This is a genomic window from Variovorax boronicumulans, from assembly GCF_019352895.1.
In the GTDB taxonomy this organism is placed as follows: Bacteria; Pseudomonadota; Gammaproteobacteria; order Burkholderiales; family Burkholderiaceae_C; genus Variovorax; species Variovorax boronicumulans_A.
In genome coordinates, this window is sequence record NZ_JAAAFX010000009.1 from 1405511 (window position 1) to 1431694 (window position 26184).

The 26184-nt window shown below is 69.9% G+C and carries 23 protein-coding genes; 8 read left to right on the forward strand and 15 right to left on the reverse strand.

What is annotated here, in order from left to right:
• The first annotated feature begins 30 nt into the window (after nt 1-30).
• A complete protein-coding gene (locus K0H49_RS25645; RefSeq protein WP_219218691.1) occupies nt 31-198 on the forward strand; it encodes a hypothetical protein in 168 nt (55 codons plus the stop codon).
• Between the two features lie 129 nt (nt 199-327).
• Here K0H49_RS25645 and K0H49_RS25650 read toward each other — a convergent pair whose 3' ends face one another.
• Nucleotides 328-4695, reverse strand: a complete 4368-nt coding sequence (locus tag K0H49_RS25650; protein ID WP_219218693.1) for a DEAD/DEAH box helicase — start codon at nt 4693-4695, stop codon at nt 328-330.
• A 227-nt stretch (nt 4696-4922) separates the two neighbouring features.
• On the opposite strand from K0H49_RS25650, the gene K0H49_RS25655 reads away from it, so the two are divergent.
• Both K0H49_RS25655 and K0H49_RS25660 read left to right on the forward strand, forming a co-directional pair.
• On the forward strand, nt 4923-5837 hold the full coding sequence (locus K0H49_RS25655; RefSeq protein ID WP_219218695.1) for a hypothetical protein: 915 nt from the start codon (nt 4923-4925) through the stop codon (nt 5835-5837).
• The gene (locus K0H49_RS25660; protein WP_219218696.1) at nt 5834-6346 is read left to right on the forward strand and encodes a GFA family protein; all 513 of its coding nucleotides are present in this window, start codon (nt 5834-5836) and stop codon (nt 6344-6346) included. The genes K0H49_RS25655 and K0H49_RS25660 overlap by 4 nt, the downstream gene beginning before the upstream one ends.
• 32 nt (nt 6347-6378) lie before the next feature.
• Here K0H49_RS25660 and K0H49_RS25665 read toward each other — a convergent pair whose 3' ends face one another.
• Together K0H49_RS25665 and K0H49_RS25670 are read right to left on the reverse strand one after the other, a co-directional pair.
• Nucleotides 6379-7908, reverse strand: coding sequence for a tripartite tricarboxylate transporter permease (locus K0H49_RS25665; protein ID WP_219218707.1), 1530 nt, complete (start codon nt 7906-7908; stop codon nt 6379-6381).
• Nucleotides 7909-7930: 22 nt separating this feature from the next.
• Nucleotides 7931-8377 (reverse strand): tripartite tricarboxylate transporter TctB family protein, encoded by a 447-nt coding sequence (locus K0H49_RS25670; protein WP_219218708.1) that lies wholly within the window; start codon nt 8375-8377, stop codon nt 7931-7933.
• A gap of 287 nt (nt 8378-8664) precedes the next feature.
• On the opposite strand from K0H49_RS25670, the gene K0H49_RS25675 reads away from it, so the two are divergent.
• Together K0H49_RS25675 and K0H49_RS25680 are read left to right on the forward strand one after the other, a co-directional pair.
• A complete protein-coding gene (locus tag K0H49_RS25675) occupies nt 8665-9207 on the forward strand; it encodes a tripartite tricarboxylate transporter TctB family protein (RefSeq protein WP_219218711.1) in 543 nt (180 codons plus the stop codon).
• A gap of 30 nt (nt 9208-9237) precedes the next feature.
• Nucleotides 9238-9756, forward strand: a complete 519-nt coding sequence (locus K0H49_RS25680) for an Rrf2 family transcriptional regulator (RefSeq protein ID WP_219218712.1) — start codon at nt 9238-9240, stop codon at nt 9754-9756.
• 14 nt (nt 9757-9770) lie between these two features.
• Here the strand turns inward: K0H49_RS25680 and K0H49_RS25685 are convergent, their stop codons facing one another.
• The 4 genes from K0H49_RS25685 to K0H49_RS25700 all read right to left on the reverse strand — a co-directional run bounded on the left by K0H49_RS25685 (nt 9771) and on the right by K0H49_RS25700 (nt 13260).
• On the reverse strand, nt 9771-11213 hold the full coding sequence (locus K0H49_RS25685) for an ATP-binding protein (RefSeq protein WP_219218714.1): 1443 nt from the start codon (nt 11211-11213) through the stop codon (nt 9771-9773).
• A 1-nt stretch (nt 11214) separates the two neighbouring features.
• A complete protein-coding gene (locus K0H49_RS25690; RefSeq protein WP_219218716.1) occupies nt 11215-11943 on the reverse strand; it encodes a response regulator in 729 nt (242 codons plus the stop codon).
• Between the two features lie 268 nt (nt 11944-12211).
• Complete coding sequence (locus K0H49_RS25695; RefSeq protein ID WP_219218718.1) at nt 12212-12619, reverse strand: ribbon-helix-helix domain-containing protein; 408 nt, start codon at nt 12617-12619, stop codon at nt 12212-12214.
• A gap of 62 nt (nt 12620-12681) precedes the next feature.
• On the reverse strand, nt 12682-13260 hold the full coding sequence (locus K0H49_RS25700) for a DJ-1/PfpI family protein (RefSeq protein WP_219218719.1): 579 nt from the start codon (nt 13258-13260) through the stop codon (nt 12682-12684).
• 241 nt (nt 13261-13501) lie between these two features.
• Here K0H49_RS25700 and K0H49_RS25705 point away from each other — a divergent pair, with 241 nt between their 5' ends.
• On the forward strand, nt 13502-15238 hold the full coding sequence (locus tag K0H49_RS25705) for a bifunctional metallophosphatase/5'-nucleotidase (protein WP_257625208.1): 1737 nt from the start codon (nt 13502-13504) through the stop codon (nt 15236-15238).
• A gap of 9 nt (nt 15239-15247) precedes the next feature.
• On the opposite strand, the gene K0H49_RS25710 is transcribed toward K0H49_RS25705, so the two are convergent.
• Nucleotides 15248-15844 (reverse strand): TetR/AcrR family transcriptional regulator, encoded by a 597-nt coding sequence (locus K0H49_RS25710; protein ID WP_219218729.1) that lies wholly within the window; start codon nt 15842-15844, stop codon nt 15248-15250.
• Between the two features lie 111 nt (nt 15845-15955).
• Here K0H49_RS25710 and K0H49_RS25715 point away from each other — a divergent pair, with 111 nt between their 5' ends.
• The gene (locus K0H49_RS25715) at nt 15956-16792 is read left to right on the forward strand and encodes a metal-dependent hydrolase (RefSeq protein ID WP_219218731.1); all 837 of its coding nucleotides are present in this window, start codon (nt 15956-15958) and stop codon (nt 16790-16792) included.
• 49 nt (nt 16793-16841) lie between these two features.
• Here K0H49_RS25715 and K0H49_RS25720 read toward each other — a convergent pair whose 3' ends face one another.
• Nucleotides 16842-17318, reverse strand: coding sequence for an Lrp/AsnC family transcriptional regulator (locus tag K0H49_RS25720; RefSeq protein ID WP_219218734.1), 477 nt, complete (start codon nt 17316-17318; stop codon nt 16842-16844).
• A gap of 124 nt (nt 17319-17442) precedes the next feature.
• On the opposite strand from K0H49_RS25720, the gene K0H49_RS25725 reads away from it, so the two are divergent.
• Nucleotides 17443-18036, forward strand: coding sequence for a LysE family translocator (locus K0H49_RS25725; protein ID WP_219218736.1), 594 nt, complete (start codon nt 17443-17445; stop codon nt 18034-18036).
• A 4-nt stretch (nt 18037-18040) separates the two neighbouring features.
• Here K0H49_RS25725 and ydiJ read toward each other — a convergent pair whose 3' ends face one another.
• The 6 genes from ydiJ to K0H49_RS25755 form a co-directional block, all read right to left on the reverse strand.
• Nucleotides 18041-21109, reverse strand: coding sequence for a D-2-hydroxyglutarate dehydrogenase YdiJ (gene ydiJ / locus K0H49_RS25730; protein ID WP_374122418.1), 3069 nt, complete (start codon nt 21107-21109; stop codon nt 18041-18043).
• A gap of 1 nt (nt 21110) precedes the next feature.
• Complete coding sequence (locus K0H49_RS25735) at nt 21111-22556, reverse strand: aldehyde dehydrogenase family protein (protein WP_219218737.1); 1446 nt, start codon at nt 22554-22556, stop codon at nt 21111-21113.
• A gap of 17 nt (nt 22557-22573) precedes the next feature.
• The gene (locus K0H49_RS25740) at nt 22574-23527 is read right to left on the reverse strand and encodes a 2-hydroxyacid dehydrogenase (protein ID WP_219218748.1); all 954 of its coding nucleotides are present in this window, start codon (nt 23525-23527) and stop codon (nt 22574-22576) included.
• Nucleotides 23528-23571: 44 nt separating this feature from the next.
• Nucleotides 23572-24537: a tripartite tricarboxylate transporter substrate binding protein gene (locus K0H49_RS25745; RefSeq protein WP_219218750.1), complete on the reverse strand. Its 966-nt coding sequence runs from the start codon at nt 24535-24537 to the stop codon at nt 23572-23574.
• 50 nt (nt 24538-24587) lie between these two features.
• Nucleotides 24588-25169 carry an amino acid synthesis family protein gene (locus tag K0H49_RS25750; protein ID WP_219218752.1) on the reverse strand — a complete coding sequence of 194 codons (582 nt, stop codon included), beginning with the start codon at nt 25167-25169 and terminating at the stop codon, nt 24588-24590.
• A gap of 61 nt (nt 25170-25230) precedes the next feature.
• Nucleotides 25231-26181: a Bug family tripartite tricarboxylate transporter substrate binding protein gene (locus K0H49_RS25755; protein ID WP_219218754.1), complete on the reverse strand. Its 951-nt coding sequence runs from the start codon at nt 26179-26181 to the stop codon at nt 25231-25233.
• Between the last annotated feature and the right edge of the window lie 3 nt (nt 26182-26184).

Genomic DNA, 26184 nt, shown 5'->3' on the forward strand with positions numbered 1-26184 from the left:
CTGCAAGCTCTGCCACCCGAAGGAGCCGCCATGCCCGCGAAGAAAAAAGGCCTGTACGCCAACATCCACGCCAAGCAGGAGCGCATCGCGCATGGCAGTGGCGAACACATGCGCAAGCCCGGGGCACCCGGTGCCCCTGGCAAGGAAGACTTCGAGAAGGCCGCCCGGACGGCCAAGCCGAAGAAGGACGCGCACTGAGCGCGCGGCATCCCATCGATCCGGAGGAATCCCCATGAAGAACATCGCCCTCACCGTGCTCGCCTGCATGGCCACGCTCGCGCTGGCCGCCTGCGACCCCACGCCCAAGACCCCGAAGGCCCTGCAGAGCTACACGCCGACGCTGATGGTCTGATCCGCGAGCGGTCCGAGCGTCAACGCACGCTGCGCGGCCTGCGCCTCGGCCGCATCGAGCGGCACCAACCAGGCGACCTCGCCCGCGATGCTGGTCGCGATCGGCAGCCCGTCGCGCCACAGCACACGCGAACCCGCCACGCGCGGCACCTTGGTGCCGTGGACGATCGTGCCCAGCAGGTTGGCCGGGTCGCTGGCCGCGAGCACGATGAAGGCACCGTCGCCCGGTGTGCGCCGCACCTGACGCATCGCGGCCACCGCCTCGGGCAGCGCGAACTGCTCGCCGGTCAGGCCCGCGATGAAGCGGCCGCCGCGGATCTCGCCGCGCGCTTCCAGCCGCCGGCACACGCGCACCAGCTCGCGCCAGGGCGGCAGCCATGCGGCCTCGCGTTCGAGCAGGCGCCAGCAGACCACACCGTAGCGCCGCAGCAATACATGCACGACCTGCTCGTGGGCCTCGGCCGAGCCCGGGTTGGCCGACTCACCCACCGAAGGCGGACGCACCAGCGTCCAGCGCCCTGCATCCTCGATGCCGAACAGCGGCACGCGGCGGCGCCGGCGCGTGTCGGCCGAGGCGCGCTTCGAGGCCGGCACCAGCAAGGCGCGCAGCCCGGCATAGCTGTCGCAGCGCACGCGGCCCTTGGCCACCAGTTCGGTCAGCGCCTCCTCGATCTCGACCGGCAGCAGCCGCGTGCCGCCCGCGATCTCGTCGAAGAAGCAGGCACCGTGCTGCTGCAGGTGCGCGGCCACACGCGCGGCGCGCGAGCCCAGCGTCTCGTCGTCGACCGGCGCGGGCGCCAGCCCGGTCCAGAGCGCAGCGCTGCGGCGCGGCAGCAGCACCACCGGCGTGGCGCGCAACGACAGGCTGCCTGCGCCCTTGCGGCCTTCGCTTGCCGAAGGCCGCAGCCGCGTCCACAGCACGCGGCCCGCGGTGCACAGGTCGTCGAGCCAGGCGCCCGCGTAGTCGGCCACGCGCGCGGGCAGCAGCTCGGCCTCCCAGATCGGCGCGGGCGCTTCGTAGCCTTCGAGCTGCGACAGCACGCCCGACAGCGCCTCGGGCCCACGCACGCGCGAGGCCGCGCCCAGGTGCTGCCAGTCGAACAGGAAGCGCGCGAAGTCGCGCGGTTCCACCGGCTCGATCTCGCGGCGCAGGCGCTTGAGCGTGTAGCGGTGGATGCGCGCGAGCAGATGGCGCTCGCACCATTCGACGACCGGCGTGCCCGGCGTGAAGCGGCCCTGCAGGACGCTGCCCTCGGTCTGCAGTGCAAGCAAGGCGGCTTCGACCTGTTCCAGCGGCAGGCACAGCGGCTGCGCGAGTTGCGCGACCGTGACCGGACCGAGGCCGCCCAAGCGCGAGCGCAGCAGCTCATGTAGCGCGGCCTCGCGGTCCTCGGGGCGCTCGGCATCGGCCGGGGCTTCGATGGGCGGCTGCATCGGCGCATCGGGCACGATGGCTTGCCACAGCGGCAGGCGTTCGGCCGCGACCCAGAGGCCGCGTGCCGTGCGGCCCTGGCCCCCGACGCGCACACGCGTCGCGCGGCCCGACTTGGCCAGCGCCGACAACCATTTTTTCCAGTCGGCATGCGATGCGACCTCGTCGTCGCCAACCGCACCCAGCATGCCCAGCGCCTCGTGCATCTCGTCGCTGCCGCGCGGCTGCGGCCAGGCCTCCTCGCGCACGCCGGCGATGGCTTCGGCATCGAGCTGGCCCACGTCGTCGGCGCTCTCGGGGTCGGTGTAGCGCCGGTTCTGCACGGCCAGCGTGCGGCGCTCCTCCAGCGGCGCATCGTCGAGGAAGGCGTAGGGCCGCGCGTTCAGCACCTCCATCGCGAGCGGCGATGGGGCCGGCAGGTCGCGCGCCAGCATGCGCACCTCGCCCGACTCCAGGCGGCGCAGCAGCGCGAGCCAGCCCTCGGCGTCCATCGCGTCGTGCAGGCAGTCGTCGAGCGTCTGCGCGACCAGCGGATGCGCGGGGATCTCGCGCTCGCCGACGAGGTTCTCGGCGCAGGCCACCTGGTCGGGGAACACGGCCGCCAGCAGGTCTTCGGAGCGCATGCGCTGCAGCTGCGGCGCGACCTTGCGGCCGCCGGAAAAGCGCGGCAGCGCGAGCGCGGTGGTCGCGTTCCAGCGCCAGCGCACGCCGAACAGCGGCGCGTCGAGCAGTGCCTGCACCAGCACGTCGAGCGCCGAATTCGAATGCAGGTAGCGCGCCACCTCGTCGAGCGGGAAGCTGTGGCTGGTCGCCAGCGAGAGCACGATCGCGTCCTCGGTGGCCGCGGCCTGCAGCTCGAAATTGAAGGTGCGGCAGAAGCGCTTGCGCAAGGCCAGGCCCCAGGCGCGGTTGAGCCGGCTGCCGAAGGGCGAATGGATCACCAGCTGCATGCCGCCCGAGGCATCGAAGAAGCGCTCCATGACAAGCGTGTGCTGCGTGGGCAGCATGCCCAGCACGGCCGCGGCGTGCGCGAGGTGCTCGACGATCTGGCGCGCGGCCTCGGCGTCCAGGCCCATCGCGCCGGTCAGCAGCGTCATTGCCGCCTCGCGACCGCCTTGCACCAGCGCCTGCGCCACCTCCTCGCGCAGCCGCGACACGCCGAAGGACAGCTCGTCGCTGCGCCCCGGTGCCTCGCCCAGCCAGAAGGGAATGTTGGGCGCGGCGCCGTGCGCGTCTTCCACGCGCACGCGGCCCGGCTCGATCTTGAGGATGCGGTAGCTGGTGTTGCCCAGCTGGAACACGTCGCCCGCCAGGCTCTCGACCGCGAAGTCTTCGTTGACCGTGCCGATCTTGTCGGCCTGCGGCTCCAGCATCACGGTGTAGTCGCCGGTCTCGGGGATGGTGCCGCCCGAGGTCAGCGCGGTCATGCGCGCGCCCTTGCGCTCGCGCAGCAGGTGGTTCACCGCGTCACGGTGCACATAGCCGGCGCGCTGGCCCTGGCGCGTGGTGAAGCCCTCGGACACCATGCGCACCACCTCCATGAACCGCGCATGCGTGAGCTGCGCATAGGGCCAGGCGCGGCGCACCAACGCGAAGAGTTCGTCCTCGTGCCATTCGCGGCAGGCGGTCTCGGCCACGATCTGCTGGGCCAGCACGTCGAGCGGCGCGGGCAGCACGCGCAGCGCATCGAGTTCGCCGCGGCGGATGCAGTCGAGCAGCGCCGCGCACTCGACCAGTTCGTCGCGCGACTGGGGAAAAAGCCGCGCCTTGGGCACGCCGCCCACCGCATGGCCCGAACGCCCGGCGCGCTGCAGGAAGCTCGCGATCGAGCGCGGCGAGCCCAGCTGGCAGATCAGGTCGACGTCGCCGATGTCCAGGCCCAGCTCGAGCGAGGCGGTCGCGACCAGCACCTGGAGTTCGCCGCGCTTCAGGCGCTGCTCGGCCTCGAGCCGCGTCTCCTTCGACAGGCTGCCGTGGTGCGCGGCCACCGCTTCCTTGCCCAGGATCTCGCCCAGGTGCCGCGCCGCGCGCTCGGCCATGCGGCGGGTGTTGACGAAGACCAGCGTGGTCTTGTGCAGCCAGACCAGCTCGGCCACGCGCGCATAGACCTGCGTCCATTGTTCGTTGGACATCACCGCATCGAGCGGCGTGGGCGGCAGTTCGAGCGCCAGGTCGCGCTGCTTGGCATAGCCGATGTCGACGAGGGTGCAGTCGGCCGTGCCGTCGGGCCGCAGCGCGCCCGCGCCGACCAGGAAGCGCGCCACCTCCTCGATGGGTTTCTGCGTGGCCGACAGGCCGATGCGCACGGGGCGCACACCGCCTTCCGCAATGCACAGGGCCTGCAGCCGTTCGAGCGACAGCGCGAGGTGGCTGCCGCGCTTGCTGGCTGCCACGGCATGGATCTCGTCGACGATCACGCTGCGCACCGTCTGGAGCATCTTTCGGCCCGAGACCGAGCCCAGCAAGACGTACAGCGATTCGGGTGTGGTCACGAGGATGTGCGGCGGCTTGCGCAGGCTCTGCTGGCGCTCGCGCGGGGGCGTGTCGCCGGTGCGCACGGCCGTGCGGATGTCGACGTCGGGCAGGCCCAGCGCCGCGAGCTCCGCCCGGATGCCGGCCAGCGGCGCCTCGAGGTTCAGCCGCACGTCGTTGGACAGCGCCTTGAGCGGCGAGACGTAGAGCACCACGGTCTGGTCGGGCAGCCCGCCTTCGGCGTCGAGCCCGCGCACCACCAGGTCGTCGAGCGCGGCCAGGAAGGCGGTCAGCGTCTTGCCCGAGCCCGTGGGCGCGCCCACCAGCGTGTCGCAGCGCGCGCGGATCGCGGGCCAGGCGGCGACCTGGGCCGCGGTGGGCGCGGGAAAGGTCCGCTGGAACCAGCGGGCGACGGCGGGGTGGAAAGCATCGAGCGGCACGGCTTCATCACATCAGGGCGGGCGGCGGGATGTCAAGCCGCGGCCCCCGGGCTCGATGCCCGCCGCAGTCGCCTATCCTACAAACGCAGTGACGAACTCTTACAAACGTGCTGCGCGCCCGACCCCAGTATGAAAGGGTCGGGACGCTGGCTGCGGCATGGGTTTTCGACACACGCCTTCCAAGGCCCTTGCCTTCTTCTCATCAACGCCCTGCGCGGAGAGTCCCGATGCCTGCTTCAACGCGACCCGTCGATGCCGACCCGAGCGGGGCACCCGTCGACGCCGACCCGAGCGGGGCACCCGTCGACGGTGTCCCGGGCCCCTTCGTCCAGCAAGGCGCAGCGGCCCTTTCGCGGTCTTCTTCGTCCGCATCGTGGGCCTTGTCGGCCTGGGGCGTCGCCTCCCCCGCGCTTGTGCACACCACGCTGCCGCCGACGGACGCGGCGCATCAAACCACCGTCGACGGCGTGCTGCGCCTGGCCCTGCACGACCTGCGAAATTCGCTGTCGGCGATCCAGCTCGGCCTCGAATTGCTCGGCCGGCGCGAGGGCCTGCCGCCGCCGTCTCAGCAGCCGCCCTCTGCCGTGCTGGCGCACATGGACAACGCCGCGCAGCGGGCACAGGCCTCGGTGGTCGAACTGGAAGACCTCACGCGCCTGGCCGCGGGCCGCAGGCTGGCGGTCTCGCCAGCGCACTTCTCGCTGCACACCGTCGTGCGCGACACGCTCGATGCCTGCCGGCTCATCGTGCCGGGTGTCGTGGTCGAGCACGACCGCCTCGGCGATGGCGACTGCAGGGGCGATCCGGCCCGCCTGGCGCAATTCCTGGGCCTGGCACTCGAAGAACTTTGCACCGCGGCCACGCCGGCGCGCGTCATCGTGATCAGCGAGGTCGCGGGCGACCGCTTTCGCATGGCCGTCCATGCCGCGGGCGCGGTCGGCGCCGCGCCGGCTGCGGACGATCCGGCGGCAGCGCCGGCGCGCGCGCAGGCCCGTCGCCGCGTGCTGCTCCAGGCCATCGCGCAGGCGCATGGCGGCGATGTCGGCTTCGAGGGCGGATACGCTTCGGGGGGCCGATCGGTCGAGGGCAACTTCTCGCGCCTTGCCGATCCGTCTTCCCCACCCGCACAAGGCCTTCCATGATCACGACCACCGACGACGCACGCCCCACCCACGATGATTGGCAACTCCCCTGGCAAGGCGGCTGCCGCTGCGGCCAGGTGCGGCTGCGCATCAGCGCGCCGCCGCTGCTGGCCATGGCCTGCCACTGCACGGGCTGCCAGCGCATGAGTGCAAGCGCCTTCTCGCTGTCGCTCGCGATCCCCACGCCGGGCTTCGAGGTCACCGCCGGCGAGCCGGTGCTGGGCGGGCTGCATGGCGCATCGCACCACTACTTCTGCCCGCACTGCAAGAGCTGGATGTTCACGCGCACCGAGGGCATGGACGCGTTCGTCAACCTGCGCCCGACCATGCTCGACGCGCACCGATGGTTCGTGCCCTTCGCCGAGACCTGGACCGACGAGAAGCTGCCCTGGGCCTCGACGCCGGCAGTGCACAGCTTCGGCCAGCTGCCGGCGATGGAAGCTTTCCCTGCATTGATCGAGGCCTATGCGCGGGAAGGCGCGCGGCCCCCAGCCCCGAAACAGGACTGAGGGCCGCGCGGGGTCGGTCCGATCAGGTCAGGTCAGGTCGTTGCCAGGCGCTCGGCCGCATCGAGCGCACGCTTGGCCTTGATCGACTTGCGCACCGTCGACCAGATGGCCCAGCCCAGCATCGCGGCCGTGCAGGCCAGCAGCGACGCGCTGATCGGGCGCTCGAGGAAGACCATCGCATCGCCGCGCGACAGCAGCATCGCGCGCCGCAGATGCTCTTCCAGCATCGGGCCCAGGATGTAGCCCAGCAGCAGTGGCGCGGGCTCGAAGCGCAGCACCATCAGCACATAGCCCATGATGCCCAGCGCAGCCACTGAATAGATGTCGAAGACGTTGTTGTTGACGCTGTACACCCCCAGGGCCACGAACACGATGATGGCCGGGTACATCCAGGCGAAGGGAATGCGCAGCAGTGCGACCCACAGGCCGATGGTGGGCAGGTTCAGGATCACCAGCATCAGGTTGCCGATGCCGAAGCTCACGACCAGGCCCCAGAACAGATCGGGCTGCTCGCTGATCAGGTTGGGTCCGGGCTGGATGCCGTGGATGATCAGTGCGCCCATCATCACGGCCATCACCGCGTCGCCCGGAATGCCCAGCGACAGCGAAGGCACGAAGGCCGTCTGCGCGGCGGCGTTGTTGGCCGACTCGGGGGCGGTGATGCCCTCGATCGCGCCCTGGCCGAAGCGGCTCGGGTCCTTGGCGACTTTCTTCTCGATCGCATAGGACATGAAGGCCGCGATCGACGGGCCCACGCCCGGCAGCGCGCCCAGGGCCGATCCCAGCGCGGAGCCGCGCATCATCGGCTTGATGGTGGCCTTGAACTCGTCCTTCGTGGGCACCATCGACTTGAGCGTGACCTTCTCGGGCTTCTGGTTGGTGTCGGCCGAGTTGATGCAGCGCACCACCTCCGCGACGCCGAACAGACCCATGGCCAGCGCGATCAGGTTGATGCCGTCCATGAGCTCGGGCACGTCGAAGCTGAAGCGCGCGACGCCCGAGTTCACGTCGGTGCCGACCATGCCCAGCAGCAGGCCGAACACCACCATGCACAGCCCCTTGGCGGCCGAGCCGGCGGTCATCGACGAGGCCGCCACCAGGCCCAGCACCATCATCGAGAAGAACTCGGCCGGGCCGAACTTCAGGCCGATGCTGGCGATGGCCGGCGAGAACAGCACCAGCAGCACCAGGCCCGACATGGCACCGGCCAGCGAGGCGATGGTGGTCACGAACAGCGCGACGCCGGCCTTGCCCTTCTTCGCCATCGGATAGCCGTCGAGGCAGGTCACGGCCGACGAGGGTGTGCCCGGCAGGTTCAGCAGGATGGAGGCGGTCGAGCCGCCGTACTGCGCGCCGTAGTAGACGCCGGCCAGCATGATGATCGCCGCGGTCGGCGGCATGTGGTAGGTCAGCGGCAGCAGCAGCGAGATGGCCGCGAGCGCGCCGATGCCGGGCAGCACGCCGACGACAGTGCCGAGCAGCACGCCGAAGAAGCAGTAGGCGAGCGTGACGGGTTCGGCCGCGACCTGGAGGCCGAGCCAGAGATTGCTGAGGAGATCCATGGGTATGTCCGGGGCGTCGGGTTCAGTTGCTCCAGGGCCAGATGGGAAGAATCATCTGTAGCGCCAGGGGGAAGATCAGCGTGGTGAGCAGCGCCACCACGGCGCACACGATCATTCGGGTGCGCAGCGTCATGGCCGAAGGCACCAGCGCCAGCAGCGCGGCCAGGAAGGATGCGACCACCACGCCCAGGCGTTGCAGCGCCCAGGCGAACACCAGCAGGCTGGCGATGGTCCAGGCCAGGTTGCCCCATTGCACCGTGACGCCGGCGCCCTTGCGCCACCAGGCCGGCAGCGCGACCAGCAGGCCGAGCACTGCGAGCGTCCAGCCCAGTACCACCGGGAAGTAGCCGGCCCCCATGCGGGCGGAGGTGCCGAAGTTGTAGCGACTGCCGTAGAGGGCGAAGAACAGGCCGGCAGCCACCATCAGCAGCCCTCCGATCAGGTCGTGGATGTCTCTCGTGATTTTCATGTTCAGCGGAATGGCGTTGGAGAACGCTCTGGATGGAACAGGTCGACGCGCAGCGTGGGAAGAAGGCGTCGGCGAAGCCCGCCTCGGGGCGCTGAAGTACAGGCCGAAGCACCGGGCTGGCGAAAGCTTAGGGGGGCAATTCGGGCATGCCGGCGGCCATTTGTATTGGGATATGTTGAGCCGCGACATCGACACATCGCATTGCAAGACGCGCGGATGAAGTCCATCGCCCGGCGATAGATTCAATGCCAGCCGATGCCCACCGACCTCACCTTTTCCGCCTGCAGATGACCGCGCAGGCCCTCCACCCCACCGACGCGCACGACCGGGACGGCAGCGGCATGCGCCTCGACCGGCCGGCCGAATTCCTGTCGGGCGCGGCCTTCAGCGCCTTCGGCATCTCCTTTGCCTGCGGCGCCAGCGTGTTCAACCACGAGGCGCCCTCGATGCACTGGGCCGGCGCGTGGCTGCCGCTGCTGGCGGGCCTGCTGATCGCGCTCACCGGCAACCTGATCATCCTCAAGTCGCTGGCGCTCTGGCGCCTGCAAGCCAGGCCGCTGCCCAGCGCGGGCCGCGCGCTGCTCGGCATCCTGCTGCTCAGCGGCGTCTTCGCCGCGGCGCTGGGCGCCTGGTCGCCGGCCGGCCTGCCCACCATCGGGCTGCTGGGCGGCATCTACATCGCCGGCTTCGCCGTGTGGCTCGCGGGCAAGGACGTGCACCTGCGCACCTTCGCCGGCCTGGCCGCGGCGCTGGCCTTCGGCAGCTACCTGGCCTTCGTGGTGGCGCTCGACCTTTCGCTGCCCGTGTGGCCCACCTTTCTGCACGGATGAACCTTCCAACGTTTCCAGGAAACCCTCACCATGCGCATTAGCAGCCGCGGACGGCTGGCCGTCGCGGTCATGATCGACTTCGCCTTGCACCAACGGCACTGGCCCATCTCGCTCAAGGTGCTGAGCCGGCGCCATCGGGTGTCGCTGTCGTTGCTCGAACCCATCGCGGCCGACCTGCGGCGCCACAGCCTGGTCGAGGCCACGCGCGGGCCCGGCGGCGGCTACGGCCTGAGCCGCGCCGCCACGAACATCTCGGTGGCCGACATCGTGTTCGCGATCGACGGCTCGATGGACGCCAACCCCGCGCGGCCCACGGGCCGCACCCAGCCCGCGCCCCACTGCGCCACGCACGACCTCTGGGACGGCCTGCGGCAGAACGTGGTCGACTTCCTGCAATCGGAGTCGCTGCACAAGCTCGCGAGCACGCAACGCCCCTGGGGCTTTCCCGCCACCGCCGAGCCGCTGCACAAGGAGCCGCCACCGGCGCCCGCCGCGGTGGCCGTCAACGCACCCAACTCGGTCTTCGACCTGGCCCGTTTCCACGCCTGAGCGCGGGCAGGTCGCTAGGCCTTGGCGCGCCGGGGCAGCGTGAGCAGCGCTTCGAGACCGCCCTCGGCCCGGTTGCGCAGCGTGATCGATCCCTCGTGGGCCTGCGCGATCGAACGCGCGATCGACAGCCCCAGCCCCGACCCGCCCGAGGCCGTGTTGCGCGAGGTGTCGAGCCGCAGGAAGGGCTCGAACACTTCCTCCAGCGAGTCCTCGGGAATGCCCGGGCCCGCGTCGGCGATGCGGATGCGCAGGGCCTGCGCCGAATCCTCGATGCGGATGTGCGCCGCACCGCCGTACCGGATCGCGTTCTCGATGATGTTCTGCACGCAGCGCCGCAGGCTGGTGACGTAGGCCGGCAGCGGTGCGCGCGCATGGCCTTCGAGCGTGACCAGTGCGCCCGTTTCCTCGAAGTCGGCGCGCAGCCCGGCCAGCAGGCTGTCGATGTCCACCGATTGCCGGGGTTCGTTGTGCTCCTCGCCACGGATGTAGTCGAGCGTCGACGAGATCAGCGATTCCATGTCGCCCAGGTCCTTGCGGAACTTGTCCTGCATCTCGCCGGGCGGCAGGAACTCGGCGCGCAGCCGCATCCGCGTGATGGGCGACCGCAGGTCGTGCGAGACCGCGGCCAGGAAGCGCGTGCGCTCGCCGATGTCCTGGATCAGCCGCCGCTGCATGAGATTGAAGGTGCGCGCCGCCTGCCGCACCTCGCGCGGGCCGCTCTCGACCAGCGGCGGGCTGTGCAGGTCGTGGCCCAGTGCATCGGCCGCATCGGCCAGCCGCCGCAGGGGCCGCAGCGCGAGCCGCACCGCGACCAGCGCGATGACCACGAACACCAGGATGCGCAGCACGTAGATGCGCAGCACGTAGTCGGCCACCATGCCGAAGGGCTTGGCCTCGATGCCGCCCTGCGACTCCGAGGCCGTGACCTCGATCCATTGGCCGTGCAGGCCGGGCATCTCCAGCGCGATGCGGAAATGACCCACCGGCTCGCGCGCGTTGAGCAGCGCCCAGAGATCGGCCGACTGGCCCGCGTCGTCGGTGAGTTCGGCCGACAGCAGCCTGGCGTCGGCATCGCTGCCCAGCCGGTCGCTGAGCGACTGGCTCAGGATGTCCTGCACGGTCTCGAGCGTGTTGTCGGGATTGGCCACGGTCGGCATCGGCCCGGGCTGCAGCGTGAGCCGGAAGCGCTCGGAGCCCAGCCAGGCCAGCGTCTGCGGCACCGTCTCGGCGGGCAGCCCGCGCAGGATGCGCATCGCGTCGGCCAGCTGGATCGAGACCAGCCGGATCGGCATCTCCATCGCATGGCGGTAGCGCATGTCGAACCAGACCGAGCTGGTCAGCGCCTGCGCGGCCAGCATGCCCAGCACCAGGATCAGCGCCAGCCGGCCCCACAGCGAACCGGGCCAGGGCACCCAGCGCCGCCAGCGGCCTTGCGGCGCGGTGTCGGCACCGTCCATCTCAGCGCTCCTCCACCACATCGACCGCCATCACGTAGCCCGCATGGCGCACCGTGCGGATCATCATGGGCTTGCGCGCATCGTCCTGCAGGCTCACGCGCAGCCGGCTGATGCAGACGTCGATCGCGCGGTCGAAGGGTGCGCGCTCCTTGCCGAACACATGCTCGATCAGGAAGTCGCGGCTCAGCGTGCGGTGCGCGTTCTGCAGCAGCAGCCGCAGCACCCGGTAGTCGGAGCCGCCCAGCGACACCACCACGCGCTGCGGCGACAGCAGCTGGTGGGTGCGCGTGTCCAGCACCCAGCCTGCAAAACGCACCACCGCGGCCTCCTCGGCCTCGCGCGAGGGCGGAAAGCTGTGGATGCGCCGCAGCACCACCTTGATCCGCGCCAGCAGCTCGCGCGGATCGAAAGGCTTGGGCAGGTAGTCGTCGGCGCCCATCTCGAGCCCGATGATCCGGTCGAGCAAGGCGCCGCGCGCGGTCAGCAGGATCACGGGCGGGCCGCCCTTGGCATGCAGGTCGCGGCACAGCGAGAGCCCGTCCTCGCCGGGCATCATCACGTCGAGCACCACCAGCGAGATCGACTGCAGCCCCAGCTGCCGGTGCATCTCGACCCCGTTCGACGCGGTCGCGACCTTGTAGCCGGCATCGGACAGGTAGTCCGAGAGCAGTTGCCGGATGTCGCCGTCGTCGTCGACGATGAGGATGCGTTCGATGGGGGGTGAGGACATGGCGGGTGATGCGATGGGTGAGACCGACGCCGAGAGGCGCGGGCTGGCCGATCGCCTCGACGGATCGAAGGCGGTGAGGAACAGCAGGGATTTTCAACCAGATCGCGCGCGGGCCCTGGCAGCACCCTATGTGTTGGGGGGCGATGGGAATCGACTGCGCGCCCGCCAAAGCACCCGGGCCATCCTGCCGCCTTCCTGGGCCACCGATTTCAGATTCCTGGGGCGCGCTTCGCCGCGGCGCAGCCAGGCCGCATGGGCAAGGCCCTTCCTAGGCGTGCCGCCGCACCGCGCCCTGCAGCGTGCGCACGCGGTTCTCCGGCGAGGCCGGCCCCCAGCCCTGAGGCAACGCATGCAGCACGGCCTTGGCGTCGAGCGAACGGATCGCCACCGAGGTGTCCGCCGGAATGCGCCCCTGCGCCACCATCGCCTCGTAGCGCAGGGCGCTCACGCGCAGGAAGGACGCGAAGTTGCCGACCTCGCCGCGCGCCGCCACCAGCTCGTCGTACAGCCGCTCGATGAGCTGCACCACGACCATGCCGTCGCGCTGCGCGATCTCCTCGAGCACCTGCCAGAACAGGTTCTCGAGCCGGATGCTGGTGACCACGCCATGCAGCCGCACCGAGCGCGTGCGCGCGTCGTAGCTCTGCGGGTCGGCGCTGATGAAGATCTCGCACATGCGGCCTCCTGTGTGGGAATGGTGGGCGACGCTCGCACTGTAGCGCCGCCCACGCGGGCCCGTCAGTGTTCGATGCGCGTGCCCAGCACCACCAGGAACTGCGCGAGCCACGCCGGGTGCGCGGGCCAGGCGGGCGCCGTGACCAGGTTGCGGTCGGTCACGGCCTGGTCGACCGGAATGCCCACGTACTCCGCGCCGGCCAGTTCCACCTCGACCTGGCAAGCCGGGTACGCCGACACCTTGCGGCCTTTCAGCAGGCCCGTGGCCGCGAGCAGTTGCGCGCCGTGGCACACGGACGCCACCGGCTTGTCGGTCGCCAGGAAGTGCTTGGCGATCTCGACCACGCGGCTGTGCATGCGCAGGTACTCGGGCGCGCGGCCGCCGGGGATGACCAGCGCGTCGTAGGCCTCGGGCTTCACGTCGGCGAAGTTGGCGTTCAGCGTGAAGCGGTGGCCCGGTTTTTCGCTGTAGGTCTGGGCGCCCTCGAAGTCGTGGATGGCGGTGTGCACCCAGTCGCCGGCCTTCTTGTCGGGCGCCACCGCGTGCACGGTGTGGCCCACGGCCAGCAGGGTCTGAAAGGGCACCATGGTTTCGTAGTCTTCGGCGTAGTCGCCGCAGAGCATGAGGATCTTGCGAGCCATCGGGGTTGTCTCCTTCGAATGAGGTGTTGAATGCGCCCCGGCATGGACATGCGGGCCGTCGCCGCATTATTCGAAGGCGGCGGGCGCAGCGGGTAGCAGCCGGCTGTGACCGCGCGATGCCGGCTTCGACGCGCGCGTCATCACGCGGTCACGCGGCTGCCCGACCATCCCTCTCCCCCTACCTTGGAGCCCGGAGATGCGCCTGCGCTGGCGAAAGCCCTGGCCCGTCGGCGTCCTGCTGATGGCGGCGCTGGCCGCCTGCAGCACGCCGCCCGTAGAAGAAGGCGCCCGGCCCTCGCTGACCCTCAAGCTGATCGCCTTCAACGACCTCCACGGCAACCTGGAACCGCCCAGGCTGGCCATCGCCGCGCCCTCCTCCACCGGCGGCACGGTGGCCGTGCCCGCGGGCGGCGCGGCCTACCTCGCCACGGCCATCGCGGCGCTCAAGGCGAAGAACCCGCAGCACGCGGTGGTCTCGGCCGGCGACATGATCGGCGCCTCGCCGCTGGTGTCGGCGCTGTTCCTCGACGAGCCGACCATCGAAGCGGTGAACGCGATGGGCATCGACTTCAACGCGGTCGGCAACCACGAGTTCGACAAGGGCCAGGCCGAGCTGCTGCGCATGCAGCATGGCGGCTGCGCGGCATACACGGCGCTTGCGCCCTGCCAGGTGAACACCGCCTTCCCCGGCGCCAACTTCGGGTTTCTGGCGGCCAACACGGTCAAGCGTGATGGCACGACGCTGTTCCCGGCCACGGGGCTCAAGACCTTCAGGCAGGGCGAGGCCCAGGTCACGGTGGGCTTCATCGGCCTGACGCTCAAGGCCACGCCGACGGCGGTCACGCCCGCGGGGGTGGCGGGACTTGCGTTCAGGGACGAGGCCGACACGGCCAATGCGCTGATCCCGGGCCTGCGCGCGCAGGGCGCCGACGTGATCGTGGTGGTGATGCACGAGGGCGGCACCACCACCGTGGGCTACAACGACAAAAGCTGCGCCGGGCTCAGCGGCAACGTGCGGCCGATCCTCGACCGGCTCGACCCGCGCGTCGACGTGGTGATCTCCGGCCACACGCACAGCGCCTATGTCTGCGATTACGGCCGGATCAACCCGGCCAGGCCTTTCCTGCTGACCAGCGCGGGCCAGTACGGCACGCTGCTCACCGACATCGACCTGGTGGTCGACACGACGACCCGCAAGGTCACGGCCAGGTCGGCGAACAACCTGATCGTGCAGGGCGAGGCCTTCATGCGCGGCGCGGACACGGTGGCGCTGAGCGAGCAATACCCGCGCTTCCGGAAGAACGCCGAGATCGACGCCTTGATCGCGCGCTACCGCACCGTCGCGGCGCCGCTGGTGCAGCGCGTGGTGGGCCGGCTCAGCGCGCCGGCCAGCCGCGCACCCACTCCCTCGCGCGAGAGCGTGCTGGGCAACCTGATCGCCGATTCGCAGCTGGCCGCCACCGCGCCCGCGGCCAAGGGCGGCGCGCAGATCGCGTTCATGAATCCGGGCGGCGTGCGCGCGGACCTGGTGCCCGGTGCGAGCGGCGGCGTGCGCTACGGCCAGCTGTTCAGCGTGCAGCCCTTCGGCAACAGCCTGGTGGTGAAGACCCTGACCGGCACGCAGATCCGCGCCCTGCTCGAGCAGCAGTTCGCCAGCGGCACCAACACGCTGGCCACGCCGCGCGTGCTCATGCCCTCGCGCGGCTTCCGCTACCGCTACGACCTGTCGCGCCCGGCCGGCGCGCGCATCGAGGGCATGACGCTCGATGGCGTGCCGCTGGCCGATGGCAGCACCTACCGCGTGACCATGAACAGCTTCCTGGCCAGCGGCGGCGACAACTTCACGGTGTTCAACCAGGGCATCGACTTGCTGGGCGGCGACCTGGACATCGATGCCTTCGAGGCCTACCTGCAGGCCCACCCGGCGCTCGTGCCGCCCGCGGCCGACCGCATCACCGCGATCGGCACGGCCCGCTGAGCGGGTCGCTCAGCGCGGCTCGGCCACGGCGCGGATCAGGCGCGTGGCCGGCGCGACCAGCGCGCGCAGGTCGCTCGAGCGGTCCTGCTCCACCGCTTCGAGGATCAGCTCGTTGATGCCGCCGACCACCGCCAGCGCGAGTTCGGGCGACAGGCGCGCGCCGCCGTCCGAGCCCGTGGCCAGCGCCACGAAGCTCGCGATCTGGGCATTGACCTTGCGGCGCACCGCGAGCCCGGCCAGCCCCAGGCCCAGGATCTCGACGAACAGCGTCTTGAGCAGCACCGGGTCCTGCGCGAGGAAGTCGAGGTAGGCCATGACGGCATGCTCGACCTGCGTCTGCCAGGGCTGCAGCGGATCGACCGCGGCGCTCAGCACGCCCAGCGCCTGCTCGCTCGCGGATTCGTAGAGCGCGATCAGGCAGTCGGCCTTGGTCGCGAAATGCTCGTAGAAGCTGCGCCGCGACACCGCGGCCTCGCGCACGATGTCGGCGATGGTCGTGTCGGCATAGCCCTTGGCCGCCACCGCCTTCGCCATGCCTTCGAGCAGGCGGTAGTGGTGCGCGTGCTGCAGCTCGGCGCTTTCGGAGGCGGTGTCGGTGGACGTCATGCGGCCTGATTGTCGAAAGGGTTGGTACTTGACAGTACCAGATCGCGAGTCCACGATGACGGTACGCAAACGTACCAACATTCATTGCCAGCCCTCATTTCCCGAAGCACCATGACCGATCTCGTCGTCCGCCGCCTGCTCATCGACCTGAAGCCCCCGTTCGCGCGCGACTGGTGCGGCGGCGATGCCTTCTCGAGCGCCGTCTTCAATGCGCTCTCGATGAGCTTCCCCTACGGCGAGCAGTTCTTCATCGACGCGGTGCGCGACACGGTCGACATGCTGGCGCCCGAGCTGCAAGCGCGGCACAAGGCCGAGGTCAAGGGCTTCATCGGCCAGGAGGCCACGCACCGCCGCATCCATGCGCTGTTCAACGAACAGCTCGAACGCCAGGGCCTGGTCGACCACTGGACGCCACGCGCCATGGCCCGCATGAAGACGCTCGAAGGCAACGATCCGCGGCATGCGCTGGCGATCACCGCGGCGACCGAGCACTTCACCGCGATGTTCGCCGACTGGCTGCTGGCCCATCCGCAGGTGCTCGACGGTGCCGAGCCGCGCCTGCGGACGATGTGGTTCTGGCACAGCGCGGAGGAATCCGAGCACAAGAACACGGCCTTCGACCTCTACGCCGCAGCGGCGGGCTCGCAGGCCTGGCGCACCCGCTGGTTCCGGCGCGTGACGATGATCTTCCTGACCGACCTCGCACGCCAGACCGTGACCAACCTGCGCCACGAGGGCCAGCTGTGGAAGCTGTCGACCTGGCGCAGCGCGGCGCGCATCCTGCTCGGGCGCGACGGCCTGCTGCGCAGCAACCTCCCGTCCTGGCGCGCCTACTTCCGAGCGGACTTCCATCCCTCGCAGCACGACAGCGACCTGGCCGGGCGCTGGCTGGCGGACAACGCCGCGATGTTCGAGCCGGTGAATGCGCTGCGCCCGGCGGCGAGCTGAAGGCCCCCTTCCTTCCTTCCTTCCTGCCCGCCACGCCACGGCCTGCGCACTACGGCCGTCGGGGGCTGCCCGGCGCGACCAGCCCGCGCCTTTCGATGGGCGTCGAGAAGACGATGGACGTGCGCGTCTCGCCATAGCCGTTGATCGTGCCGATGAAGCGCTCGAGATCGGCGAGGCCCGTGGCCACCACCGTCATCACATAGGAATCGGCCCCGGCGACGTGGTGGCACTCGAGCACCTCGGGCGCCTTGCGCAAGCGCTCCAGCAGCGGCTTCTTGCCGGGCTGGGTGGCCGTGATGCCGATGATGGCCTTGACCGGGTAGCCGAGCTTGGCGGCATCGAGTGCGACCGTGAAGCGCTGCGCGATGCCCGACTCCTGCAGCCGCTTGAGCCGCTCCGCCGTCGCGGCCACCGACAGGCCCGTGGCCTCGGCCAGCGTCTTCAACGGCGCGCGTGCATCGTGCTGCAGCGCCCGCAGCAGGCACCAGGCGGCATCGTCCAGTTCGTGATGGGGTGTTCTTGCCATCGACGCATTTCACCAGAAATGCAACGGCGTCCGGGCGACTGGGCCGGAAGAATGCGCTGTCTCGGCACGGGCTCTCACCGCATGATCGATGGCGTTTCCATACCTCCATCCCTTCTTGCACCCGATGCCCGACATCCAGAACTACGGCAGCTTCATCGCTGCCATCCTCGTGTTCCAGGCTGTGCCCGGCGCCGGCACGATCGCGATCCTCGATGCCACGGCCCGCGACGGCCGACGCGCGGGCATGGCCGCCGTGCTGGGCACGCTGGCCGGCGACTTCCTGTTCATGCTCGCCGCGGCCGCCGGCCTGGCCGCGCTGCTGCAGGCCCATCCCCTGTTGTTCCACGCGCTGCGCTGGTCCGGCGTGGCCTACCTGGGCTGGCTGGGCGTGCAACTCCTGCGCAGCCGACCAAGCGCAGAAGGGTCGACGCCCGCCCGCCCGCAGACCGCCAGGGTGTATTTCCGCCGCGCGTTCATGGTGAGCCTGACCAACCCCAAGGTCATGCTGTTCTTCGTGGCCTTCTTTCCGTTGTTCCTGCGGCCCGATGCGTCCGCGCTCACGCTGCCCGTGATGATGCTGCACGTGACCGCGCTGAGCCTGGCCTACCAGGGCACGCTGGTGCTGGCGGGCAACCTCGTCGCGCGGCGCGTGGCGACGCGGCTCGCGGGCCTGGTGCTGGTCGCGCTGGGCGTGCGGCTCGCAAGCGACATCCGCTGAGCGTTCAGGCGCCGCGCCGTACCCTCTCCAGCAGAACCTCGACCGGATGCCGCAACCGCCGGCCGCGCAGGCGATCGACCTGGCTGCGGCACGAATAACCCGTCGCCAGCAGCTCGCCGCTCGCGGCGTTGTCGAGCAACGGGCCCCATGACTGCTCGAAGATCACTTTCGATGTCGAGAGGTTGCGCGCCTCGTGGCCGTAGGTGCCCGACATGCCGCAGCAACCGCTGGCCTGGCTGCACAACGCGAGGCCTGCGCGCGCGAACACGGGCATCCAGAGCGCGGTCGCGGCCGGCGCATTGGTCTTCTCGGTGCAATGTGCGAGCAGCCGAAACACATCGCCGGCATCGACGGCGGCTTGCTGCGGCAGCGCGCCCAGCAGCCATTCCTGTGGCAACAACACCTCGGGTGCGGCCTCCATGCCCTCGAGCTTGCGGTACTCCTGCCGATAGACCAGGGTCATCGCGGGGTCGAGTCCGAGCAGCGGCAGGCCACTGCGGGCCAGCGCGGCCAGCATCGCGGCATTGCGGCGCGCGGCGCGGTCGAAGGCGCCAAGGAAACCCTGCACCTGCAGCGGCTTGCCGTTCGGGCGGAAGGGCGCGAGCCACACGGTGTAGCCGAGCCGCGCCACGAGTTCGATGAAGGCCGCGAACACCGGCGTCTCGAAATGGCGGGTGAAAGCGTCCTGCACCAGCACCACGCTGCGTGCGCGCGCTACGCTGTCCAGGCGCGCCAGCGCGGCCGGCGTGGCATGGCGCACGCCCCACCGACGCGCCATGGCGCGGAAGTCGAAGCGGCTGAGCAAGGGGCTGTCGACCATCCCGGCGCAGCCTTCGAGCTGGCGGCGCACCCAGGGCGCGGCCATCACTGCGTTGTAGATCACGGGCGCACGGGCCAGCCAGGGCACCGTGTATTCGAGCGAGCCGATCAGGTAGTCCTTCAGCGGTCGCAGATAGCGCGCGTGGTAGAGGTCGAGGAAGCGCGCGCGGAACTCCGGCACGTTGACCTTGACCGGGCACTGGCCCGCGCAGGATTTGCAGGCCAGGCAGCCGGCCATGGCCTCGTAGACCTCGTGCGAGAAATCGTCGGCGGCGCTCTCGCGACCCTGCGTACGCGCGTGGCTGCGGCGCCAGCGGGCGGGCAGGCCAACCAGAAAACCAGGCTGTCGTGCGGCAGCCTGAAGCACATCGACACCAGCCTCGCCTTGCAGACGCAGCCACTCGCGCAGCAGTGACGCGCGGCCTTTGGGCGAATGGCGACGTTCGCGCGTGCCCTTCCACGACGGGCACATCGCATCGTCGGGGTCGACGTTGTAGCAGGCGCCGTTGCCGTTGCAATGCACAGCCGTCCCATAGCTCTGCCACACGCGCTCGTCGATCCGGCGGTCGGCCTGGCCGCGCATTGGCACCTCGTCGATGCGCAGCAGTTGCGCGCCGCTGGCCGCGGGCGTGGCGATCTTGCCGGGGTTGAGCTGGTTGTACGGATCGAAGGCCGCCTTGAGTTCCTGCAGCGACGCGTAGAGCGGCCCGAAGAAGGCCGGCGCGTACTCGGAGCGCACGCCCTTGCCATGCTCGCCCCAGAGCAGGCCGCCGTATTTTTGCGTGAGCCGCGCGACCGCGTCCGAAATCGGTCGCACCAGCGCAGCCTGCGCCGGGTCCTTCATGTCGAGCGCCGGCCGTACGTGCAACACGCCGGCATCGACGTGGCCAAACATGCCGTAGCTCAACCCGTGGCCGTCAAGCAGCGCGCGGAATTCGGCGATGTAGTCGGCCAGGTGTTCTGGCGGCACGGCGGTGTCTTCCACGAAAGGCTGCGGCCGCGCCTCGCCCTGCACGTTGCCCAGCAGTCCGACCGCGCGCTTTCGCATGCCGTAGACCTTCCCGACCGCCGCATGCCCCGAGGCCAGCGTGTGTCCCAGCCGCCGCACGCTGCGCTCGGTGCGCAGGTGTTCGACGAAATCGGCCACGCGGCACGCGACCTCGTCTTCGGCATCGCCGCTGAACTCGACCAGGTTGATGCCCAGCGTCTCGCTCTCATCGCCATCGGCGGGAAAGTAGCGCGCCACGTCCTGCCAGACGATGTCCTGCATGGCGAGCCCCAGCACGCGCGAGTCGACGGTCTCGATCGACAGCGGGCGGTGCGCCATCAGCGCCTGCGCGTCACGCAGCGCGTCCATGAAGCTCGCGTAACGCACGTTGACCAGCACCGCATGGCCCGGAATGGGCAGCAGGTCGAGTTCCACCTCGACGATCAGGCCCAGCGAGCCCTCAGCGCCGCAGAGCACGCTGTTGAGGTTGAAGCGCCCGTCGGGCTCGCGCAGATGGGCCAGGTCGTAGCCGGTCAGGCAGCGGTTGAGTCGGGGAAAGCGCTCTTCGATCAGCGCTGCCTGCGTGCGCGCGATGCGGTGCGCGCATCGCCAGGCATCGCCCAGGCGGCCGGGCTGCGCCAGCCGCAGCGCGAGTTCGGCTTCGTCGACCGCCATGCTGGTGAAACGCTCGCCGCCCAGCAGCACGGTGTCGAGCGCATGCACGTGGTCGCGGGTCTTGCCGTAGGTGCAGCTGCCCTGCCCGCTCGCATCGGTGCTGACCATGCCGCCGATGGTCGCGCGGTTCGAGGTGGACAGCTCGGGCGCGAAGAACAGGCCGTGCGGCTTGAGCGCGGCGTTGAGCTGGTCCTTGACCACGCCGGCCTGCACGCGCGCGCGTCGCCGCCCGGCATCGATCCAGAGGATGCGGTTCATGTGGCGCGACAGGTCCACCACCACGCCGTCGGTCAGCGACTGGCCGTTGGTGCCGGTGCCGCCGCCGCGCGGCCCGAGTGCGACGCGGCGGAACGCGGGGCGGTCGACCACCTGCGCGAGCCGCACCACATCGTTGGCATCGCGCGGGAACACCACCGCCTGCGGCAGGCGTTGGTAGATCGAGTTGTCGGTCGACAGCACGGTACGGTCGGCGTGGCGCGTGCTGATCTCGCCACGGAAGCCCGCTTCCGCCAGCGCCGCCAGGAAGTCACGGTAGACCGAGGCCAGCGTCGCGGGCGGCGCGACGTGGGCGATCACGGGGGCGTGCGCCACCTCAGGCCAGCGTGTAGGCCGTCTTCACGGTGGTGAAGAATTCCTGCGCGTAGCGTCCCTGCTCGCGCGGCCCGTAGCTGCTGGCCTTGCGCCCGCCGAAGGGCACGTGGTAGTCCACGCCGGCCGTCGGCAGGTTGACCATCACCATGCCGCTCTGCGCATGGCGCTTGAAGTGCACGGCGTGCCGCAGGCTGCTGGTGGCGATGCCCGCCGACAGCCCGAAGGGCGTGTCGTTGGCCACGGCCAGGGCCTCGTCGTAGTCCTTCACACGGATCACGCTGGCGACCGGGCCGAACACCTCCTCGCGGTTGATGCGCATGGCCGGCGTGGTGTCGGTCAGCAGCGTGGGCGTGACGAAGAAGCCGGTCTTTCCGCTGCCGCTGTGGCATTGCGCGGCGCCACCGCCGGCCGCAAGCGTCGCGCCCTCCTCGCGTGCGATGTCGATGTAGCGCAGGTCCTGCGCCAGCTGCGCCTCGCTGGCGGCCGGGCCGACGTCGGTGCCGGCATGCAAGGCATCGCCCACGCGCAGGCCCGCCATGCGCTCGCGCATCGCCGCGACGAAGCGGTCGTGGATGCCCTCGGTCACGATGAGCCGGCTCGAGGCCGTGCAGCGCTGCCCCGTCGAGAAGAAGGCGCTCTGCACGCAGAGCTCGACCGCCTGCGCGAGATCGGCATCGTCGAGCACCACCTGCGGGTTCTTGCCGCCCATCTCGAGCTGCACCTTGGCGCCGCGCTCGGCGCATTGCAGCGCGATCCGGCGCCCCACTTCCACCGAGCCGGTGAAGCTGAGCGCGGCGATGCCAGGGTGTTGCACCAGCGGGTCGCCGATCACGCTGCCGCGGCCCATCACGAGGTTGAACACGCCCGAGGGGATGCCGCTGCGATGGATGATCTCCGCCAGGGTCCAGGCCGAACCCGGCACCAGGTCGGCCGGCTTGAAGACCACGCAATTGCCGAAGGCCAGCGCAGGCGCGATCTTCCAGGCCGGGATCGCGATCGGGAAGTTCCAGGGCGTGATCAGCCCCACCACGCCCATGGGCTCGCGCGTGATGTCCACGCCCACGCCGGTCCGCACCGAGGGCAGCGTCTCGCCCGACAGCCGCAGGCATTCGCCGGCAAAGAACTTGAAGATCTGGCCCGAACGCGTGACCTCGCCGATCGCCTCGGGCCGGGTCTTGCCCTCCTCGCGTGCGAGCAGCACGCCGAGTTCTTCACGCCGCGCAAGGATCTCGGCGCCGATCCGGTCGAGCGCATCGCTGCGCGCCTGGATGCTGCCCGTGGACCAGGCCGGGAACGCGGCCTGCGCCGCGGCTACGGCCGCGTCGAGCTGCGCGGCATCGGCCTGCGCGTATTCGCCAATCAAGTCGGCGGTGTCCGAGGGGTTGCGGTTCTGGCCGCGCTGCGGGCCTGCGATCCATTCGCCGGCGATGAGGTTGTCGAAGGGCATGTGTCGTTCGTGCGGATTCAGGGGACCGGCGTGACCAGGGGCCGGCCGATGAAATGAGCGTCGGCGTTCTCGAGGAAGCGCAACACCGAGGCATGGATCGCCTGCGGCGAGATGCCGCCGATGTGCGGCGTGAGCACCGCGTTGTCGAAGGCCAGCAGCGGCGCGGGTGGCGTCGGCTCGTTCTCGTACACGTCGAGCGCGACGGCCCAGATGCGCTGCTCGCGCAGCGCGTCGGCCACCGCGTCGGTGTCGACCAGGGTGCCGCGCGCGATATTGACCAGCACACCCTGCGGGCCCAGTGCATCGAGCACCTCGCGGTCGACGATGTGATAGGTCGCCTTGCCGCCGGGCGCGGCGATCACGAGGAAATCGCACCAGGCCGCGAGACTGTGGATGTCGTCGAACCACTGGAAGCCGGTCTCGTCGCGCCGGGTGCGGCTGTGATAGCCGATCTCCATGTCGAAGCCGAGTGCGCGCTGGGCAATCTTCCTGCCGATGGCGCCGAGGCCGAAGATCCCCATGCGGCGGCCGCTGACATGCGGCGGACGCGGAATATCGTCGCGCCACAACCCGTGGCGCACGCCGTTGTTGAGGAATGGCAGCCGCCGGATGGCCGCCAGCAGGATCGTCATCGCATGGTCGGCCACCGCGGCGTCGTTGGTGCCGGCCGCGTTGCACACCGGGATGCCACGAGCCCGCGCGGCATCGAGCGCCACGTTCTCGAAGCCCACACCCACGGTGCATATCAGCTCCAGCCGGGGCAGCGCCGCGATTTCCTCGGCCAGCAGGCCGTTGGTACCGTTGGTCAGCACCACGCGGATGTCCTGGCCACGCGCGGCAATCTGCGCCGCGCCGTTGCTGCGGTCGGCGCCCAGCTTCTCGTTGGGCGCATAGAGGGTGTCGAAGCGTTCGGCCACCAGCGCGCGGTGCTCTTCGGAAAGAAAGACGAGGACGAGAAGAAGGGGCTTCATTGAGGAACGGGGAAAAGTCGGAAGGAAATGAACGGTACAGGGCCTCAGTCGACGCGAGCACCCGAGAGCTTCACCAGCTTGCCCCACTTGTCGATTTCGACCGCGAGGTTGGCCTTGAATTCTGCGGGCGTGTTGCCGACCGGTGTCGAACCCTGGTCGGCCAGCACCTTGCGCATCCCCGGGTCCTGCAGGATCTTGGCGATGGCGGTGTTCAGCCGCGTCACGACCGCAGCCGGTGTGCCGGCGGGCGCGAACACGCCGTTCCACAGCACCACGTCGAAGCCGGGCAGCGCTTCGTGGATCGCCGGCACATCGGGCAGGCGCGGTGAGCGGGCCTTGGTGGTCACGCCCAGCGCGCGCAGCTTGCCGCTGTCGATGTAGGGCAGCACCTCCACCAGCGGCGAAAACACCGCCTGGATCTGGCCACCCAGCAGGTCCGCATTGGCCGGCGCACCGCCCTTGTAGGGTACGTGCACCATGTCGCCCTGCGCCATGCTGTTGAACAGTGCGCCTGACAGGTGCTGCGAAGTCCCATTGCCGGCGGAGCCGAAGTTGACCGTGCCCTTTTTCTGGCGCACGTAGTCAACGAACTCCTGCAGGTTCCTGGCAGGCACGGCGTTGTTGACCATCAGCACGTTGGGAATCAGCGCGACCTGCGAAACCGGAATCAGGTCCTTCTGCAAGTCGAAGCCCATGTTCTTGTAGAGCGACACGTTGGTCGCGATGGTGCTGGTCGACATCAGCAGCGTGTAGCCGTCGGGCGTGGCCTTGGCCACGTAGGCGCCGCCGATGTTGCCGCCCGCCCCGGCCCGGTTGTCGACGATCACGCTCTGGCCCAGCTCGGTGCCCAGCTTCTCCGCCACCAGCCGTGCCGTGGTGTCGGTGCTACCGCCGGCCGCCAGTGGCACGACGAGCGTGATGGTGCGTTCAGGCCACTGGGCATGGGCGGCGAAGCCCGCCAGTCCGATGGCGGCGCTCAGCAGGAGCTTGGAGAAGAGGGTCTTGGTCATGCGTTGTCTCTGTTTTTTTGAAGATGGAAAGCGTCAGCGGCAGTGCGGTGTCAGCGCTGGCCGTCGCCCACGGAGATCTTGTCGGCGCGCAGGCCGCCCAGGCGTTCGTGCACGCGGCTGCCGGTGGACATCACCAGCGCGTACAGCAGTTCGTCGGGGCGCGGGCTGTCGATCGCGCCCACATCCATCGTGCTGAAGTGGCTGCGCACATAGCACGCCTCGACGTGGTGCAGCGGGATCTGCAGGCGCGTGCCGGCCGAGGCGACGACCTTGGCGGCGGGCACGATGGACTTGGCATGCGGCAGGTTCGCACGCATCGGCCAGCCGCCGGCCTCGTGCCAGATGGCGCCGTGCTCGAGCTCGCCGTTGAGGCCCACGATCGCGCCCTTGCCGTAGGCCTGGATCTTGTCCGCGCCACCCAGTGCCTCGAGCAGTTCGGGTACCAGCGTCTCGGCCATCACCGTGGCGTCCTTGACCAGCTGCGAGAGGTCCTCGACATAGCGGCCCGCATAGGGGTTGTGCAGCACGACGGCGATGCAGCCCATCTTGATGGGGTCGGTGCGTGCCGGGCCGCCTTCGTGGTAGATCGATTCGACGGTCAGCAGCTTCTTGCGGATCTTGATGAGGGACATGGTGTTTCCTTTGAGTGGGTAAGTGAAGAAGAGAGGAAAGAAAAAGAGGAGGAGAGGCGCTCTATTGCGGCTGCATGCCGGCGTCCTTGAACACCTTCCCCCACTTGGCGATGTCGGTGTCGATCAGTCGACCGAATTCCTGCGCGCTCGAAGGCTTGGGCGCGAGGCCGGCGTTCTCGAAGCGCTTCTGCACACCGGGATCGGCCAGCACCTCGCGCAGCGCGGTGTTGATGCGCTGCACGATGGCGGCCGGGGCGCCCGCCGGGGCCGCCATGCCGAACCAGACCGTGAGGTCGAAATCGGGCAGGCCGGCCTCGGCCAGCGAAGGCACTTCCGGGGCGAGCGGCGAGCGCGTCTTAGAGGTCACGCCCAGCGCGGTCACGCGGCCGGCGCGCGACTGCTGCAGGCCGTTGACCAGGTCGGCGATGGTGAAGTGCACGACACCGCCGATCAGGTCGGTCATCACCTGCGGCACGCCGCGGTAGGCCACGGGCATCGCTTCGAAACCGCCCATCGACACCACCTGCGCCGCGCAAAGCTGGGCACTGCCCGAGCCGTAGCCGTACGACAGCTTGCCCGGATGGGCCCGGCCATAGGCGATCAGTTCCTGCAGATTCCTGACCGGCAGCTCTTTCGAGGCCACCAGCATGAAGGGCGCATCGGCGATCGTGCCGATCGGTGTGAAGTCCTTGCGCGGGTCGTACTGCAGGGCCTTGAAGGCGCTCACGTTGCTGGCGCCCGTGCTCACGCCGACCATGAACAGCGTGTAGCCATCGGGCGCGGCCTTGACGGCCGAGACCGTGCCCACGATGCCGTTGGCGCCCGCGAGGTTGTCGACCACCACCGGCTGGCCCAGCTTGCCCGCCATGCCGTCGCTGAGCGCACGCGCCACCACGTCGGTGATGCTGCCCGCAGGGAACGGCACGACCAGGCGGATCGGCTTTTCGGGGAAGGCGGCAAGTGCCAGCAGCGGCAGCGCGCAAGCCATGGCGGCGAGGAGTTTCTTCATCATTGT